Source organism: Exiguobacterium sp. Leaf187, from assembly GCF_001423925.1.
Taxonomy (GTDB): Bacteria; Bacillota; Bacilli; order Exiguobacteriales; family Exiguobacteriaceae; genus Exiguobacterium_A; species Exiguobacterium_A indicum.
In genome coordinates this window covers 30,629-47,858 of the sequence record NZ_LMPR01000002.1, presented here as the reverse complement: position 1 = coordinate 47,858, position 17,230 = coordinate 30,629, and the positions used below count along the sequence as shown (strand labels likewise).

The window sequence follows — 17,230 nt, the reverse complement described above, 5'->3', positions numbered from 1 at the left end:
TCGAATTGTAAAATGTTTTGTTTTTGTTGGTGTTACAGGCTTGAGGAGATAAAGTCTTTTTCTAATTCTTATTAATTCTTTATTAATCTTTTTAATCTCTTCCAATGTGTTGAATCATAATAATCTGGTAGATCACGACGTATTATGATGAAGAATAAAATTAAAATATGGAGAAGCATTTTAAAAGCGTAGACAAAACATCTAAGTAGGAAAGCTTAAATAGCCTGTAAACATTTCGATGTCGAAATGTTTACAGGCTATTTAATAATGTATACATAAAAATACGTTCATATTATCTTTTGAATACTGATAATTATTGAAATTATAATTTTCATGTGCCATGATGAATGAAGAAAGGGGAGAGATAATGAATATTATGACGTTTTACATATCAAAAGGAGGATCCGGGAAAACAACTTGTTCGCTCAATATGGGTCATGCCCTTGGGGAGCTCGGGTATCGAACGCTTCTCGTTGACTTAGATCCGCAGGGATCATTAAGTAAGTTAATGCTGAAAGAGTCGGACACGATTCAATACATGACGCTGTACGACGTCCAAGCGAAAGGATTAGCGATTGAAGAGATCTTATTTGATGATGAAAAACATAACATTAGTCTTCTTCCCTCCAATGAACGAAATGCACGTTTAATCAATCTAATATCTGAACAAGATAAGATTTTTCTATTAAAAGACTTACTATCTCCTCTTGCCCATGAGTTTGATTGGATCATTCTTGATTCAGTTCCTTCAATCAATGAATTATCTAAAGTCGTCTTATCGTGTGCAGATGAGGTGGTTATCCCATTTATGCCGAAAAAGCTCGTCTTTGATCAGTTAGGAAGTACGGTTCGAACCATTCGACAAGTGAAGAAGTATTATAATGCTTCGCTAGAGCTATCGGGTATTATGCCAGTCGCAATCGATCTTGGTTTAAAAGGCGATCGCGAATACGCAGAAGCGATGGAACAGTTGGCAACAACAGAACAATTACACGTACTTCCCTCTGTACGACGCGCTGCTTTTATTGAGAAAGCGGCAGATAGCGGAAAGAGTGTTTTACAGTACAAGTCGAAAGAAGGCATAGAACTGGCACAGCCGTTTCGTGAGCTAGCACTTTTGATGACAGGAGGTCCGAAACATGAAAGCGCGGAATAAACAAATTCATAAAGTAAGACCACAAGACCAACATCCTTATCGGAGTGGATTGACTGATCTGAGTTCTGTCGTTCAGAAGTTACCGGTTTCCCGTGATTTAGAAAATCTCGCAGTCGAGATTAAAGAATTAGCGAAGATTCAAACGATCTCTGTTTTCGAGATTGGTAAGCGCTTGTCGATTGCTAAATCTGAAATGCACGATCAACAAGAATGGCGCACGTTTTTAGAAGTCGTCAACATGTCAAATTCACTTGCCTCCCGATATGTTAAAGCGTTTGACACCCTAGAACCATTTGAAGAACAACTCCAAACGTTACCGGCTTCCAAAGTATTCGAACTGATGTATGTCGATGATCCAGAAGACATCATTTTAAATGGGTTACCTGTAGAAGAAGGTCGGAAGTCATTAGACAGTGCGACAGTACGAGAAATTCGTGCTGCGCGATCAACTACAGCGAAAGTGAAAGTAAAGTCGTTCCAGCCACTCGAAGCGACATCGACGGTCCTTTCTACACGAGTCCCGACAGAAACATCAGAACAGATTCATATATTAGCTCGTGCTAAAGGATTAAGCATTAGTGAATACATTTCAAAGATGATTGAAGAGACGATTCAGCGGGACATTATAGAGGATCGTAGTGAAATCATGGAAGGAGAGAAGGAACAGTGAAGAAAATTGCCTTATATAACCGAAAGGGTGGCGTCGGTAAATCAACGACCACGATTAACCTCGCCCATGCGTATGCTCGACAAGGATTACGCGTTCTCGTCATTGATGCGGATGACCAAGCTTCGACAACGAATGGACTTGGCTTAACCGATGATTACGATGGGAAAGTATTGCTCGATTGTTTGATTGAAGAGCACGATCCCTCATATGCACCGATCGAACAAGTCATTGTCACTTGTGAGTATGAATTAGGAATCATTCATTTAGTACCCACGCGCCGTTCTGCTTCTCCTACAGGACTGACGAGTCAGATGGGGTACGAATACCGGTTGATTGAAGAACTAGCGCGACTCGAGGACTTATTTGATATTTGTTTAATTGATTGCCCGGGATCAACGTCCGCTTTAAACCCGTACGCACGTTGTGCTCTTGTTGCGCAGGACCGGATCGTCATGCCGGTACAGATGCAGAAGTTTTCGATGGATGCTGTGTACACAGCTCCAGAAGAATTGGAAGAAATGAGACACGGATACAAGGAAGATATTCATATCTCAGCGTTTATTCCAACAATGGTGAATGCGCGCTCTAAAGGAGATATGACGACTGTGGACGAGTTAAAGGAGTTAGGGGAAGAAGTTGGAATTCCTGTACTAACGACAATCCCATACATCGTAAAAATTCAATCCTTACAACGAGAAGCACGTCCTGTCCTTGACCATAAGAGTCCAGCGACAGATGCTTACTTACAGTTAGCAGAGGAGGTACTTGCCCTATGAGCAGTCGACGTAAAAAAGGACAAGCAACATTCAAAAGCTTTCAGAGCACAGTAGCTGAAACAACGGTTCAAGAACAGGGAACAGAAGCGTTACGGGAAGAGCAAGTCGAAGCGGTGAAGAAATTTGCTGCGCCTGCGATGTCAAATCCGTATCAGTCGCTTCCAGCTATCGGCTTATCACGCGTGCTATCAAAACGTCTTCCGGAAGACATGGAAGGTATTATTCAGTACTACAATCATATTGATACGATTCAAGCGACAAGTTTTGTTGAAAAGTGTCGTATTTTAGCACATGCGAATGAAGTATTCCGTGACGCTGACACTAAAGAAGCGTTTCAGCAGGAACAAGGAAGTTGGAAAGAATTTTTAAATCGAATCGGAATGTCTCATCCTCAAGTCAATCGCTTTATTTCATTTTGGAATGTATTTGGACCAACTATCTTAGACAAGGCGATTCAACAGGACTTTAGTGCTTCTAAATTAGCTGAACTATTAACATGGCCAGAGGATCCAAAAGTCGCCTTACTAGAAGAACGAAAGTATACGACGAACGATGGGGAGTTCACGGTCTATGAAATGACACGTGAGCAATTACGTGAAGTGAAAAAAATGCTGAATGAGCGTAAAGAACAAAGCGTGATTGATGCAACTCCTATACAGCCAAAACCAGCACGCGTACACGTAGATTTCTCCGATAAAAATGATCCATTGTACCAAACGCTAAAAAAGCGAGCGCAAGATCAAGGCATGAAACCGGATCAAATCATACGAGCAGCTTTAGAACAATACTTACGCACGTAATTAGATGAAAAAGACCGTCCTACATCTCAGTAGAACGGTCTTTTGATAATTTCAGCTTAATCGATTACTCATTTTCACTATCGAGAGATGATTGTGTACGCTCTCGTAATACAGCTAGCTCAACTTGTTCGTGAAGGCGTCGTTCGAATGATTCTTGATCCCGTTGCGCAATGGTTAGCGCTAACGACAGTTTTCGGTTTTCTTCTTCTAACTGTTCGGAACGCTCGGTACGTGCTTTTAATTCATCAATTCGATCAGTTAATGCTTTGTTCTGACGATACAATTGATCGCGTTCTTCTTCGAGTTTAGTAAGATTACCTTCTAAGTGAAATACTTCTCGTTTTAATGATGTGATTTCTTCTTTTTTAGATACTTCTATTTTTTCTTGTTGATCTCTTGCCTGAACTAATTCATTTTCTGTCTGTTCCAGTTTTGTTTTCATGTCTTGAAGTTCTTGATGATGATTAGAGACTTTTTCTACGTATTCTGCTTCTAAGTTTTCTTTTGCTTGGAGTACTTCTGACTCTAACTTAGTGACTGTCTCTAGATGACGAGATTGAATGCGTTGATTTTCGTGTTGGAACGCTTCAAGACGTGCTGCACGTTCTTGAAAGAGAAGCGTAATCTGTTTGAGCGATGCTTCTAATACAGCATCCTCTTCAGTGAGCTTTGGATCAATTTTCTTTTGTTCAGCGAGTACAATAAACTCTTCGAATAACTGATTGGTTGTAATTTGGCGTCCTTTTATTAATTCACCAATTTTGTCAGTAACGTCTTCAGAAAGACGGAACGATTTATTTTTCATTTCATTGGATGACATATGTATACCTCTTTCAACTTAAATGTTTATAGACAGTATATCATGTGCTAATTCAACATATTAACCTAAAAGAAATTATCATAAGAACGAGCTAAAAACTGACTATAAGAATAAGTAGCTGCATTTTGATTACTAAGGGCAGATTACATAAGTTCGTGTAATTAGTAGGTGTTATGTTCAATGGCGTTTCGAAATCGAACGTATACAAATCAATTTATTTTAAATGCGGAGCATCTACAGTTTAGAAGTAATTTCTTTGTTTATCGTAGAAATTACTTCTAGCATATTTTCATCGTGTTCTGAGCATTAATAAAACACAACCTATAGCCAAAAAAGGCGAGGTGGAAGGATTATCCATACAAATTGCATAGTAATCGGTATACTAATGATTAAGAGATGAATTAGATAAATAATAATAAATTGTCTCTATATTTAAATTGAGGTGATATATATGGTATCCGTCACACAACGCATTAAAGATATAAAAAAAATTAACTCTGCTAAGCAACCCAGAGGTGGTTATATTCCTCCAAAAACATTTAATAGAAGATGTTTTGATGATGGAATTGAGCTGTCTTTAAATGAGAACATCCATCCATCACTGATTGGCATTGTCGTAGATTATTTGACTCGCTTTTGTCAAGGTGATCATAAAGCCTTTGCTTCCCCTATATCTGGAGCGTTGATGATAAAAGAGCTTGAATACGCAGGAGAACTACGATCGGAGATACACGGGTTAGATGAAGAATCGATTTTTAATGCGTGTAGATTATGTGGGTATGAGAGCGTAGCACGTGCTGGAAAACATACGTATGTACCTGTCCAAACGATTAATCCAGACGATGCAACGATTCAGAATATCAAAACAATGGTAGCGAGAAGCCTTCATTTTTTTGAAGAGTATGGACCGGTGAACCAAGAAAGAATTAGTTTTGAGGGTGGTTATACAGATATTATTACTAATGGGGATGCAGACTATTTAACTCCGCATGCTCTATGGGAAATGAAAGTTTTAAAAAGTAGCCCTACTACTGACCATACACTACAATTATTGATCTATTACTTAATGGGATGTCGTTCAAAACTTAAAGACCGCTTTGATGGACTATCCAAATTAGGAATATTTAATCCAAGACTAAATACAATGTACATTTTAGATATTGATTTAATTGACTTGGAAACGATTGAAGATGTGTCTAAGCATGTCATCGGTTATTCAAGCTAAGGTAGATGTCTAAGTTATCAATTTATTTTAATCTATATGGGTATTATAAGTGTATTAAAATACACGGTAAGTTGAGGTGAATAAGAATTGTCGAATGTAGACACACTGTTTCAATTGTTTTTGAGTAGTATTAAAGAAGACAAGCGATTATGGAAAAATGAATACCTAGTTTCAGAAATTGGAGAAAAACTTTTTGATTTAACTAGAGGGAGTTATAAGACCGCTTCTTTTAACTATGCAATGACTAGCTTATTTAGTAGACAAAAAAGTCAGAATTACTTTATTTTAAAGAATAAAAACCTGCATTCCGAATTTACACGTTTAGCTAACGATGCTAATAGAAATAACTCAAGTTGGAAAACCGTTTATGGAACAGAAAAAGTAAGGATTAATCCATACTATTTAATAAATCTTTTCCCGTATTCAAAAGGCGATAGCATTCGAATATTACCAATGTCTAATAAAGACTTAACATTTAGAGATAAAACTACTGCAGAAGTTCAAATATGGTTTCAACATACACTCCCTTCTGAACTGTATCAATTTAAAACTGGAATGAATATAGAACGGGGATCGCTTGTATTATTTCAGTGGAACTCTCACTTAATTGCTTCTGCCGTTTTAGAAGAAGTAATTAAATATTCTTCTCCAACCCAAAACGGTTATACGGGTAGCTATAGATTTTTCCCTTCTTCAATAGCTACATTTATTCCTATTAACCTTCAGGAGGTTCAACAATCTGGCATTCATCTAAACAAATTTAGTAATGCTAAAAGAATAATTAACACTTTGTATTTTTACAATATGATGTGCTTACTTTTATCCAAAGAAATCACATTTACATCCCTAGGCAAATTAGAGGATCAAGAGGCAATGGAACGTATTGAACTGCCACATCGTGATCCTGAAGATGAAGATATTCCAGTTCAACGGATCAGAATAAATAATATGAAATCAAATCAAAAGTGGGTCAGAAGTAAATCTATTGTCAAAAAGGCTTTAACTGCTTCCGACTATACTTGTGAATACGATGCATTACACCAGAACTTTATTTCTAAAGTGACAAATAAAAATTATGTCGAAGCACATCATCTAATACCAATGGAGTTTCAAGACGAATTCGAGTATAGCTTAGATGTAACTGCTAATATTGTAATGCTTTGCCCAGTTTGTCATAAACGAATTCATCACGAAAGCATTACTCAAAGCAAAGAAATAATAAAAAAACTATATGATCAAAGAATTGGCAGAATGAAGCAATGCGGAATTTCCATACCGTTAAAAAAGCTTCTTTTGTATTATAGGTAATCTCAAAGGGATTATTTAATCAAAAAATTCTTAAGTCAACTGAAATATTAATATATTATGATAGTTCGTAATCAAAGGAGAAAAATGATGAATCGGCTGCTATTAGAGGGTTCTGTTCGATTATCTAATAATATGACAGAAGCTAAATTTTACGAAGAGTTACAAAAATGGATTCATGAACAAGGAAGTACATTTGAAATAGACTTGCAAAGCAAGGATCAGGAGTTAAGCATTCAAAATGCGCAACATAAGGCTATTTTTAGTAAAGACGGGATAAAAAGATATAGTTTACATATTAAGTGGAAGACGAATGAGGAGTGTCAGAAAGTTAGCGTAGTTATGATGAATCCTAGTCATGCTAATGAAAGATTTAGCGATCCAACAGTAACATTTATGACAAAATATGCGCAAAAGTATTTTAAGGCGGGTAGTCTTACAATTGTCAATATGAGCCCAATTATCAATCCCGACTCTCAAGCTCTTAATGAAGATCACTTTATCAATGATACTATTAATGAGAAGGCAATCGAAGAAGCGATAGAGTGGGCTGATACTGTGTTTTTAGCTTGGGGCGATCTAGGTAGATATGGCGTTGAAGCAATGGGGAATAAATTCAGGAATTTACTGAATTCAAATCATCAGAAGTTATATTGCTTTGCACAAAGTCAAATGGGTCAGCCAAAACATCGAAATCAACGACCACCTTACCAACTAATTCATAGACCAATAAGAGTAAATCTAAATGCGATCTTTTAATTATTATGAGCTGTTTTTCAAATGATTTTTTTATCTTTGATAATATGGGGTACCGTGAGTCTTTCATATATTTGATAAAGGAAACAAGCACCGTTTCTTTAATGTTACTTGAATGATCGGTAGATGTATTATTGATACTAGACCAAAATTACTTATCTTTTATATGTGAATATATATTATAAAATTCCCCTTATCTGATAAATAGGTATCATAGTCTATTCATGAAAAGGGTTGTACATTTTTTGTGCATAAGAATCTTATTTATTTATACAAACAGAAATTAATAAAGAATACAAAGGCATATAAAATAGCATAATTCAAATATCTAATCAAAAAATGATAAGATAAATTAAAGTATACATTTCGATGTCGAAAAATTAAGCTATTTTTTATTTTCTAGAAGTTTAATAATAGTGTATGCTAATAAAAGGTTAGTTTAAAATAGCTGATTTTATTATGATCTCATGAACAGCTTAAAATTTTATGTACTTAGAAATAGTGTGATTTTAAATACACAATTTTTTGAACGTAAAAAGTATCTAACAAATAAAACAGTTGATTTTTGATTGAATAAAAGTATAATAAAAGTAACAGCAGTCAACTAACGCCTCTTAACAATGCGAAACACAGTTGGCCTTTTTTTATGTCAAAATTCAAGGCGGAGTTTTTTAAAGATGGATAATTCCAAAAAAATTAAATTTGTAGATGTTGAACAATTATTTTATACAGATGAGCTTTACGATGTAAGAGACATTGACAAAATTAATTTTTATTTTGATCAACCACAAAAAACAAAGCTTCTTATGAAATCTCCTTATTCAATAGAAGAAATGATTGAAAAATTGAAAAGAGATAATATGTCTTTCACATTGGAAGAAGAGAATGAATGTAAGGATTTTTTAAGAAAAGTAAATTATTACACGTTCAAATATTATTCAAATGATTTATTTGGTAAAGGCATTGAAAAAAGCTTTACTGCGGTGAAAGCAACTTATAGTTACGATCATTACTTAAGAAGTTGGCTACACGACTTGATTTCTAGACTAGAAGTATTCTTGCGGTCTTCCATTATCGATATATTAGCTCAAAATTATCAATCAGATAATTTTCAACCTGCTCAATTTTATTTAGATGAAGATATTTATTTCGAGGAGAAAGGGAAACGTTCTAGAACTAAGAAGGAGAGAGTAGTTAGAGTTAATAAATTATATGAAAATTTCTATAAAACGATCCAAGCTAATAAACAAAAGCATGAAGCGATTAAACATCATGAACAGAATTATGGTGCTACACCAGTCTGGTTATTGTTTGATTTAATGACTTTAGGTAGTCTTTCAACATTCTATAGCTTATTGATTCCTCAGTATAAAACTCTTGTGGCTCGAAAAATGACTTCGAATGCCAAAGAAAATAGGCTATTAGGCGATTTATTAGCAAGCTGGATTGATTCATTAAGACACTTAAGAAACGTAGTATCGCATACAGGTAAAATTTACGGTACTAATTTCAACTTGATTCCAAAAGAACATGAGAATGACAAACTGTACATAGAAGAACTAAGACGATTTCATTACGATAAGAGATTAATAATTCACTTATTATTTATGAGAAGACTTTTTATGGTGATGACTGATGAAGATCACACCATATGGAATGAGAAAATCGAAGAATTGTATTCAAAGTCTAATGAGAGTGATTCTGTTTTACTTTCCAAAATCGGATTTGTTGATGGAACGAAAGCGAAATTACTTATTAATGAAATACCAGAAAAATCATAGAAGTAGGCAGTTTTATTCGTTCGACTGTCTACTTCTATGAGAAAACCGTAGTTATAGATTATTTGTTAAAAGAACTGATAATTATACCTTGTATTTCCGTTGACGATTAAATACCACCTTCCAGCGCCTTGTACAGATATGGTTACTGGAGATTTTGTTTGGTGACCGCCAAAGTACTTAAAACGTCGGCCGCTTTTATAATGTTGATAGTTGATGCTATCTATTAAAAACACATCTGCTGCATGTTGCAATTCCACTCTAACAGTTAATGTAGAGTCTGTATCCACATAAGGAATTCGATCCATATTATCACCTCCTTTGAATGGTAATGAGCTTATGTTAATACTAATTCAGGATTAGAGGCTTTAAAGTGTGTTCTGATTTTAGTTTCATTTACAAAACTAAAAGGTATGATTTCTCGAGACTTTAATTGTTTCAAGTAGTGCGCTTCACGAAGTGAAACAAATGAAGTCAACTTCCAAATCTTTGATTCGTTGAAACCAATCGATCGAATGTTATGCATGAGGCGATCAATTGTATTAGGATCCTGCAGCCATATAACCTTTGCTTTGATACCATAAATTATTATCCTCATTTTTCTTCAGATTTTGACCACACATAGTAGCCGTATCAATTCGATCAATCATCGCAATGATATTACGAGCGCCAATCAACTTTCCTACTTTTCTTACAACTTCCAAATCTACATGTTCGCTATCAAAATTCATACAGATAGTGATATCTCCAGCAGCAGCAGCTTTAATCAACGTTCCCGGAACTTGTCTTACTTTCTCGCAAATATTATCAAGCGACCATTTTTGGATTTCTGAATCGTATAACTCATGTAGTCTGACTTTCTTTCCTTCTGATGTTCTCCACTCTCCACGTATACATAGCACCTTGAGATACACTGAATATCGCATTAGAGCGAAATATAGGAATGAGTATTGGTTTTTGAGTGTTCACAATAGGGAGTGAACTGATTTTTACCAATGGTCTAATTAAACAAGGTATATCTAATCTGTTAAGTTTTATACATATTTTCATTATTTGTTTGTTAGTAGATGGATTAAATATTCATATTACGAATGAGATTGATTCAGAGAATCGATCTACTAGCTGATTATTATTTTTTTATTGGGATATTGATAATAAGTTGTGGACTTGCTTTGTATATATGCTCTTCTTTACTTGCTGTTCTTAATGATGAATTTATGATTAAACTTAGCAAGCGAACAAGCTGGAAGCTGGCAATAAAAAAGACATGCGGAGAGTGTACAGTCTTTTGTATCGCGTTTTAAATGGATCAAGTGGTATCGGAACGTTATTCGTCCATTGTTTTTTAGATATTTTAATTGATATAGTGTCTCGCATTTTTGATATGATTAAAATACCAAAAAATTGACACGAGAAAGGGGTCTAATGGAAAAAATAACAAAAATTGATTGATTAGCTATCGTATCACGATCCACTGTACCACGCGTACTAAATAATCATCTTTGTGTAACAGAGCAAAAAGAGAAGCTGTTTTAGAGGCCATTCGTTTGACCAATTACGATACAAACAAATTGATGGGCTAATGGTTGCTTCAATAGTGACTTCAGCATCAGCCTTGCCGGAAATCAGTAAATTCGGTTCGATAGTATCATGTGAGTGGTCGGAAGGAGATCATTCTCAAATATACATTGATCATTCCGATGGAATTGAACTAGCCATGAATCACCTTTAGGAGAGTAGATATCAAAGCGTAGCGCTTTGTTTAAGAAATTCAGATAGCAGTGTTGGAAAAAGTCGTAAAAATGTATTTTATAAGTATATCCATTAGAGTAATTTTAGTCGGAAACGATTATGTGGCAGCAGGAATCATTCACCAAGCGAGACTGTTAAAGATAAAGATTCCAAAAAAATGTGCTGTGACAGATTTGATAATCAATTGATTACTGAAGCAATCGATATTACCACTATCGATCAGCCGATTCATCAATTAGGAGTGCAAGTAGTCAGAATGATAGATGGTTTAATTAATCGTCAAACAATCTACTTAAATGTGAACTTAAAAATACATGTGCAAGGAGAGCTGATTAAATGCGAAAACTGATTATATTCCATCAAAATAATTACAATCCAAAGACTAAAGAGAGATTTAAAACGAAAGAGTTTTTATTTAGTATTCTTTTATTATGTGGTTTTTTAGTGAGCATTCTTCTTATCCCACTATTATCTAATTATTTTGTACTTCTTGTCTCATGGATACTACCAGCTGGTTTTGCGATAGGAACATATCGTTACTTTAATTATTTAGAAAGAGAAACAGATTTTTTTGTAAATAAGAATGAGGAATACAAAATAGCATTAAAAAAACAGTTAAATGAAGAAAGTATAGTTAACAGTGCTCAACTTGATGTACTTATAAAAACATTAACTGAAGAGCGAGATGGAAATCAGAAACAGTTAGGTGTCGCTTTTCCATTCGTCGTTCTAGGCGTCACCTTAATTTCGACTCTTTCCAATAAGGGGCAAGTCACTAATGAAACATTAGCTTTATATTTTGTAATCTATTTTTTTGCCGCCTTAGTGATACATGCTATCTTAAAAATTTGTGAGCCATTTTTTAATTTGTATGCAGATCGTGTGGCTACATTGATTAGTTTTTTAAGGGAAATTCAAATCGAGTGGCTAAATGATCGTTCAAGAGAAACTGTCACTATTTTAGATCAAGAGGAAAGAAAAAATGAGAAGAAACTTTCAGTTGAAATTGAATCTGCAATGACTAAAACTTCACCAGTAGATACTAAAGAAACAAATCCATTAGTTTAATGTAATAAAAAATTAAAAACGACATTTTAATCAGCAAGTTGTTATTATCGTATAAATTACCTCTTTTTAAGACATAAGACAACGTTCTTATAAAAACTAAAAGGAGGAAATAGACAAATGGTTAATTTAGCAGTTAGCAACAAAAAAACTGCACCTAAAATGTTAGCACTAGGTGCATTGGCAGTTTTACTAGCAACAACGAGTGTTTCAGCAGCAACATCTACAGCATCACTAAACTATACAGCAAGTGCTGAGGGCGGAAAAATTAATATTCACGATGGCTCGTCACGTATGACAGTAACTAATAGCGGTGGAGGACCATTCCAATTAATCGGATACGCTAAAAAAAGTATTGTAGTTTTACCTGATCCAACTGTTCATACTAGCTATGCTCGCCCTGTTACAGAGGTAAAATCATCATTTTCTCCAGCACCATCCACATATTACGCAGAAGCATGGGCAGAATATAGTTCTAAAGATATCCGCGGAACTGTAAAGATTACAGATTAATGATATAAGACCTTTCTAATAATTAGAAAGGTCTTATTATACTAATTTCATATAGAAGGTGTGAATAATTTGAAGAAAATCATAAATTCATTCGTATTTTATTCAAAGATTAATTACAAAAATCCATTATTTATCGTATCTTCACTTTTTGGCTTTATCTATCTATCAATAATGATCTATACATACACGTTGTCCGAGATCTCTAACCCCGGGAACTTTCTACAATTGTCGTCTTTCTTAATACAGGGGAGCATGCTAGTATTTGTTTTTTTAGGTTATCATGCTGCAATTACTGAAACAAAAGAAGATATTAATAACTTTTTTAGCTCGATACCTAATAGTATAAGTGTCAAAAGTATTTCAAATTATTTCTTTGTATTTGTAAATAACATCTTATTCTCAGTAGGATCTACACTGATAATATTGATGATATTCTATTTTTCAGGATACAGAGAATCAGAAATCTACGTTAACTCAATCAAATTTATTATGCTGTATTGGTTCTTCCCAAATTTAATTATTTCTTTAATTGGATTTTACATCGGACAAATTTCAAATAGTAAAATTAATTATTCCGTACTAATTTTAATATGGCTGGTCCTTTCTCCTACAAACGTTTATGTTTTAGAACCATTTTTTAATATACTCGGCGTGAAAGAGATCCCTGCCTTTATTCATCTTGGAATTGATAATCCTCAAATGTCTTACAACGCATTAAGCGGGTTTTTATTTCCGCAAGGAGATCTAACAAATAAATACGTTTGGACGTTAATGCTGTTTCTATTAATAGCAATCAAATTATTTAATAATTCGTATTCGTTTTTTAAATTCCAAAAAAGTTTAGCACTAACGCTCATTATACCGGTGTTAGTAGTAGGATTTTCAAATTTTCAAAAAAATGAAAAAATTACACCTGAAAAATTTAACAAAAGAAATATCAACGAGTTGGATTACTATTACAACTATACTCCTGAAAAAGTAAACTCGTTAAAGAACTTTGATTACGACATTAAACAATACGATATTCAATTGAGCATTGAGAATCAGTTAAAAAGCGAAGTGAAGATTTACTTTAAAGACGAAGAAAAGGGTGAAAAAGTTTTTTCTTTATATCATCAATTTTCTGTATCTTCTATAAAAGATGAGGAGAGAAAAGTAGTTAGATTTAAGCAAGATAAGGACTTTTTAAAAATTTACTTAGATAGACCGACAAAGTCCATTGTTATTAATTATAAAGGTAGTTCATCTCCGTTTATGGAAGCTAAAGCATCACATGCATACTTACCATTTTATTTCTCGTGGTACCCTGTAAAATCAGTAAATCCTGCAATGAAAAGTGTTTACAATTCAAATACGCGATTATCAGTGTATGATACATCAAAAATAAAGTTCAATTTAAAATTGAATGGCAACGTTCAATTAATGGATAGTCTTGGAGAAAAAAACAATAATACGTATCAAATAACAAGTGATAGCGGGATAAACATTATTTATGGTGAGCTCAAAGACAAAACCATTAATAATTATCGTGTTGTGTACCCGATTACTTGGGAAAATAATATTGAGACTATAGCTAAATACATTGACAAATTAAGAGAGACATTTAATCTTATAAATCAAGTTTTTCATAAAAAAGCTTATAAATTTCCTGAAAATATTTATATTGTACCTGGAAGAGGCGCAAATGATGTTTTACCTACAGAAACTATGTGGTACCAAAAAAACAAAAATCTATTTATTTTAGTAAGTCCTTATGAACATCACAATAAATTAACTTTTGATATCATGAGCAAAGATATTTCATATCAACTCGTAGGTGCTATGACATGGAAAATACAAAATAACTATACCGAAAATGACAATATTCCAATCATATTTAATGTCTTAACAACAAATTACATTAATAAAATGCATAAAATAGCAAAAGAAGAGTATTCGGAAGGTGATTTTTGGATCAGTGAAGTATATGACAATGAATCTAAAAAAAATAAAAAATATATTGAAGAAATAATCAACTTTATTAGCACAAGTGATGATGACAAAGCTGCAAGATTATTAAGAAGATGGAACGATTTAATGATGAACAAAGAACTCACATGGTATCAATTAAAAAATCAATTGATTAAATCAGGAGGTAACAAATGATTTATATTAAAAACATTTCAAAAATCAAAAATAAAAAAAGTATTTTAGATGATGTTTCACTAAATATTGAAGGAATATACGGGTTAATTGGACCAAACGGTGCTGGAAAAACAACATTGATGAGAGCTATTGCAGGCATTATTAGTGTTGATAATGGAACGATTGACTTAGAGCATTCAGATGATCTTAGTATAAAACCTAAGAAGATTAAAGACATTCGGAATCTGATTGGCTATCTTCCACAAGATTTTAATTTATACCCGAAAGCAACTGTACAAGATTGTTTAAATCATATTGCAATACTTAAAGGGTTAAAAAATAGTGATGAAAGAGCAAAGAGAATTGATTATGTACTAAAAAAAGTAAATTTACTTGAATCAAAAACTAAAAAAGTTGGAAATTTATCTGGTGGAATGAGAAAAAGACTTGGGATTGCACAATTATTTTTAACTGATCCTCAAATTATCATAGTTGACGAGCCGACATCTGGATTAGATATTTACGAAAGAATACGTTTTAGAAACTTATTGAAGGAACTTTCTAGAGAAAAAACTGTAATTATTTCTTCGCATATTGTAGAAGATATTGAATTTTTATGTACAAAAGTAGGGATCATTAAAGAGGGGAAATTACTTGTTGAATCAACCCCCCAAGCGCTTGCTAGCTATGCGAAAGGGTTAGTTTGGGAAATGAAAATAAATCATGATAGTTTAAATGAAATATTAAATAAATATATGGTTATTGAAGTTGATGAGATCAATATAGATACAATAAAAGTGAAAATTATTTCTACAGAAAATCCAGGAGGCGCGGTAGCAGTAAATCCTCGTTTTGTAGATGGTTATGTATCTATTATTAAAGAGCTAGGTGGTGAACAGTTTAGTGAAATTTCAAATTAAAAGTATTGGCTTTAATTTTTATATTCCTATTATTATAGCTTTATCATTAATGATTTATCTTTTAGGTTTCTATAACTCTAAATTTGATGCACAGTTCTTTTTAGTTCTTCAGATCATTTTTGTTCCGTCAATTTCATTATGGTCGTCACTTTTAGTGTACAGTCTCTATCATGAAAATTCAGAAGAAATAATGATTCAACTACCAAGTCAAAAAATTGCTAAATATAATGCTTATTTTATAAGCCTATTTTCACTATTGATCATTATTTTAGTTACTATATTTTGTATTAAGAGCGAAAGTTTTTCTTTTATCAGCTTATTTTTATTATTATTTACTCAGTCCTTGATACTATCAATTACTTCATTTTTAAGTAGTATACTTTTTAAAAGTGTTGAGGTGTCTTTACTAATAGTAATTATGTACTGTGGATCAGAGGGGTTGACGGGTGGGAAATTAATTCCATGGCCACATATTTTTTATTTTGATACTCAATTTACCATCAAAATAATTATTATAAATTTATTTGTTACTTTGATCTATTTAAGTATATGCACATGGATTTCTATAAAATATTTGAGAACGATTGAAAGAAGAATTCCATTTATTTAAATAAGTATAAATCAAAAATGACTTGTCCTTTTTAATGAACTGAGCCCCGTAAAATGGACAGTTTAATAAAAAGACCAAGTTTTCTACGCTGCGATCAGATGGTTCCGATATTGTTTCGGGGTCATCTTTTTTAGGTTCCATTGACCGCGCTCGCAGTTGTAATAGCTGATGTAGTCCCCGACTATCTCTCGGACCTCCTCGATTGATTCGCACGAACGGTTGGTGACATAGTCCTTCAAATGACCGAAGAACGATTCGATCGGTGCGTTGTCGAGACAGTTGCCCCGACGGGACATGGACTGAACCAGTCCGAGGTCGCCAATGAGTCGCTGGTAGCTCGGATGGGTGTAGTGAAAGCCTTGGTCTGAATGAATCATCGCCTCGGGATGTCGCTTCTCTTGGAGATGCTCTTCGAGCTTTTTCATCGTCTGAAAGACGAGGTCCATGTGAAGACTCATGGACAATTGGTGTGCCACGATCCCGCGTGTGGCGACGTCCTTCACACAAGACAGATAGACGTTCTCGCCGGAGGCGATAGGGAGGTAGGTGATATCGGTCACGAATACCTTCCCGGGCTCGCTCTGCCGGGAACTCGCGGTTCAATCGGTTCGGCACGACGCGGCGTGCGTCGCCCGAGAGAGCTTGTGATAAGAGTTCATCCTCCGGATTTTGGTCACGGTGTTATATTTGCGCATCAGCCGAAGAATCCGTTTATGGTTGATCGGGAAACCGAGGGTAGCGAACACCTCCATGTACAGCCTCCGATAACCGACTTTGCCTTTGTGGCTATCATGGATTTTCTTGAGGAGTGTCGCATCTAGATAATCATGCTCTTCCCGAAGGGAATCCGCCTCGGCACGGTTCAACCAAGCGTAATAGCCACTGCGGTCACTCCGGCAATCTCACATAGTGGGCAGACGAGATTCTTAATCTGTGCGATGCGGATGACGGTGTTGATGG

Annotated in this window: 15 protein-coding genes and 1 pseudogene; 12 read left to right on the top strand and 4 right to left on the bottom strand. The window is 34.4% G+C overall.

The features are described 5' to 3' along the window. Positions 1–367: 367 nt before the first annotated feature. The 4 genes from ASF99_RS00245 to ASF99_RS00230 are packed head-to-tail and all read left to right on the top strand — an operon-like array spanning position 368 to position 3,402. Positions 368–1,156 carry a ParA family protein gene (locus tag ASF99_RS00245; protein ID WP_075643117.1) on the top strand — a complete coding sequence of 263 codons (789 nt, stop codon included), beginning with the start codon at positions 368–370 and terminating at the stop codon, positions 1,154–1,156. Continuing rightward, complete coding sequence (locus ASF99_RS00240; protein WP_055966325.1) at positions 1,140–1,826, top strand: DUF3102 domain-containing protein; 687 nt, start codon at positions 1,140–1,142, stop codon at positions 1,824–1,826. The genes ASF99_RS00245 and ASF99_RS00240 overlap by 17 nt, the downstream gene beginning before the upstream one ends. Continuing rightward, on the top strand, positions 1,823–2,602 hold the full coding sequence (locus tag ASF99_RS00235) for a ParA family protein (RefSeq protein WP_055966323.1): 780 nt from the start codon (positions 1,823–1,825) through the stop codon (positions 2,600–2,602). Before ASF99_RS00240 ends, ASF99_RS00235 begins: the two co-directional genes overlap by 4 nt. Next, on the top strand, positions 2,599–3,402 hold the full coding sequence (locus ASF99_RS00230) for a hypothetical protein (RefSeq protein ID WP_055966320.1): 804 nt from the start codon (positions 2,599–2,601) through the stop codon (positions 3,400–3,402). The genes ASF99_RS00235 and ASF99_RS00230 overlap by 4 nt, the downstream gene beginning before the upstream one ends. Before the next feature lie 64 nt (positions 3,403–3,466). Here ASF99_RS00230 and ASF99_RS00225 read toward each other — a convergent pair whose 3' ends face one another. Further along, complete coding sequence (locus ASF99_RS00225; RefSeq protein WP_055966318.1) at positions 3,467–4,222, bottom strand: hypothetical protein; 756 nt, start codon at positions 4,220–4,222, stop codon at positions 3,467–3,469. A gap of 451 nt (positions 4,223–4,673) precedes the next feature. On the opposite strand from ASF99_RS00225, the gene ASF99_RS00220 reads away from it, so the two are divergent. The 4 genes from ASF99_RS00220 (at position 4,674) to ASF99_RS00205 (ending at position 9,289) form a co-directional block, all read left to right on the top strand. Then, a complete protein-coding gene (locus ASF99_RS00220; protein ID WP_055966315.1) occupies positions 4,674–5,447 on the top strand; it encodes a hypothetical protein in 774 nt (257 codons plus the stop codon). A gap of 87 nt (positions 5,448–5,534) precedes the next feature. Next, positions 5,535–6,755, top strand: a complete 1,221-nt coding sequence (locus ASF99_RS00215; protein WP_055966311.1) for an HNH endonuclease — start codon at positions 5,535–5,537, stop codon at positions 6,753–6,755. 87 nt (positions 6,756–6,842) lie between these two features. Beyond that, positions 6,843–7,511 (top strand): DUF1643 domain-containing protein, encoded by a 669-nt coding sequence (locus tag ASF99_RS00210; RefSeq protein WP_055966306.1) that lies wholly within the window; start codon positions 6,843–6,845, stop codon positions 7,509–7,511. 674 nt (positions 7,512–8,185) lie between these two features. Then, complete coding sequence (locus ASF99_RS00205) at positions 8,186–9,289, top strand: Abi family protein (protein WP_055966303.1); 1,104 nt, start codon at positions 8,186–8,188, stop codon at positions 9,287–9,289. A 65-nt stretch (positions 9,290–9,354) separates the two neighbouring features. On the opposite strand, the gene ASF99_RS00200 is transcribed toward ASF99_RS00205, so the two are convergent. Both ASF99_RS00200 and ASF99_RS17505 read right to left on the bottom strand, forming a co-directional pair. Next, positions 9,355–9,594, bottom strand: coding sequence for a DUF1883 domain-containing protein (locus ASF99_RS00200; RefSeq protein WP_055966300.1), 240 nt, complete (start codon positions 9,592–9,594; stop codon positions 9,355–9,357). 234 nt (positions 9,595–9,828) lie between these two features. Further along, complete coding sequence (locus ASF99_RS17505) at positions 9,829–10,056, bottom strand: hypothetical protein (protein WP_158024773.1); 228 nt, start codon at positions 10,054–10,056, stop codon at positions 9,829–9,831. A gap of 1,318 nt (positions 10,057–11,374) precedes the next feature. Here ASF99_RS17505 and ASF99_RS00190 point away from each other — a divergent pair. From ASF99_RS00190 to ASF99_RS00175, 4 genes are all read left to right on the top strand, one after another. After that, positions 11,375–12,106, top strand: a complete 732-nt coding sequence (locus tag ASF99_RS00190) for a hypothetical protein (protein ID WP_055966296.1) — start codon at positions 11,375–11,377, stop codon at positions 12,104–12,106. A 117-nt stretch (positions 12,107–12,223) separates the two neighbouring features. Then, positions 12,224–12,616, top strand: a complete 393-nt coding sequence (locus ASF99_RS00185) for a hypothetical protein (protein WP_055966292.1) — start codon at positions 12,224–12,226, stop codon at positions 12,614–12,616. Between the two features lie 252 nt (positions 12,617–12,868). Continuing rightward, positions 12,869–14,761 (top strand): hypothetical protein, encoded by a 1,893-nt coding sequence (locus tag ASF99_RS00180; protein WP_156357168.1) that lies wholly within the window; start codon positions 12,869–12,871, stop codon positions 14,759–14,761. After that, entirely contained in the window at positions 14,758–15,660 is a 903-nt protein-coding gene (locus tag ASF99_RS00175; protein WP_055966285.1) for an ATP-binding cassette domain-containing protein, read from the top strand. The genes ASF99_RS00180 and ASF99_RS00175 overlap by 4 nt, the downstream gene beginning before the upstream one ends. 693 nt (positions 15,661–16,353) lie before the next feature. Here the strand turns inward: ASF99_RS00175 and ASF99_RS17015 are convergent. Then, a pseudogene (locus ASF99_RS17015) lies at positions 16,354–17,230 on the bottom strand (IS3 family transposase); the annotation flags it as partial.

What these genes read in the sequence shown, in the direction of transcription:
- ASF99_RS00245 (WP_075643117.1), top strand. Translation starts at nt 368, where the DNA reads ATGAATATTATGACGTTTTACATATCAAAAGGAGGATCCGGGAAAACA.
- ASF99_RS00240 (WP_055966325.1), top strand. Translation starts at nt 1,140, where the DNA reads ATGAAAGCGCGGAATAAACAAATTCATAAAGTAAGACCACAAGACCAA.
- ASF99_RS00230 (WP_055966320.1), top strand. Translation starts at nt 2,599, where the DNA reads ATGAGCAGTCGACGTAAAAAAGGACAAGCAACATTCAAAAGCTTTCAG.
- ASF99_RS00225 (WP_055966318.1), bottom strand. Translation starts at nt 4,222, where the DNA reads ATGTCATCCAATGAAATGAAAAATAAATCGTTCCGTCTTTCTGAAGAC.
- ASF99_RS00220 (WP_055966315.1), top strand. Translation starts at nt 4,674, where the DNA reads ATGGTATCCGTCACACAACGCATTAAAGATATAAAAAAAATTAACTCT.
- ASF99_RS00210 (WP_055966306.1), top strand. Translation starts at nt 6,843, where the DNA reads ATGAATCGGCTGCTATTAGAGGGTTCTGTTCGATTATCTAATAATATG.
- ASF99_RS00205 (WP_055966303.1), top strand. Translation starts at nt 8,186, where the DNA reads ATGGATAATTCCAAAAAAATTAAATTTGTAGATGTTGAACAATTATTT.
- ASF99_RS00200 (WP_055966300.1), bottom strand. Translation starts at nt 9,594, where the DNA reads ATGGATCGAATTCCTTATGTGGATACAGACTCTACATTAACTGTTAGA.
- ASF99_RS00190 (WP_055966296.1), top strand. Translation starts at nt 11,375, where the DNA reads ATGCGAAAACTGATTATATTCCATCAAAATAATTACAATCCAAAGACT.
- ASF99_RS00185 (WP_055966292.1), top strand. Translation starts at nt 12,224, where the DNA reads ATGGTTAATTTAGCAGTTAGCAACAAAAAAACTGCACCTAAAATGTTA.
- ASF99_RS00180 (WP_156357168.1), top strand. Translation starts at nt 12,869, where the DNA reads ATGCTAGTATTTGTTTTTTTAGGTTATCATGCTGCAATTACTGAAACA.
- ASF99_RS00175 (WP_055966285.1), top strand. Translation starts at nt 14,758, where the DNA reads ATGATTTATATTAAAAACATTTCAAAAATCAAAAATAAAAAAAGTATT.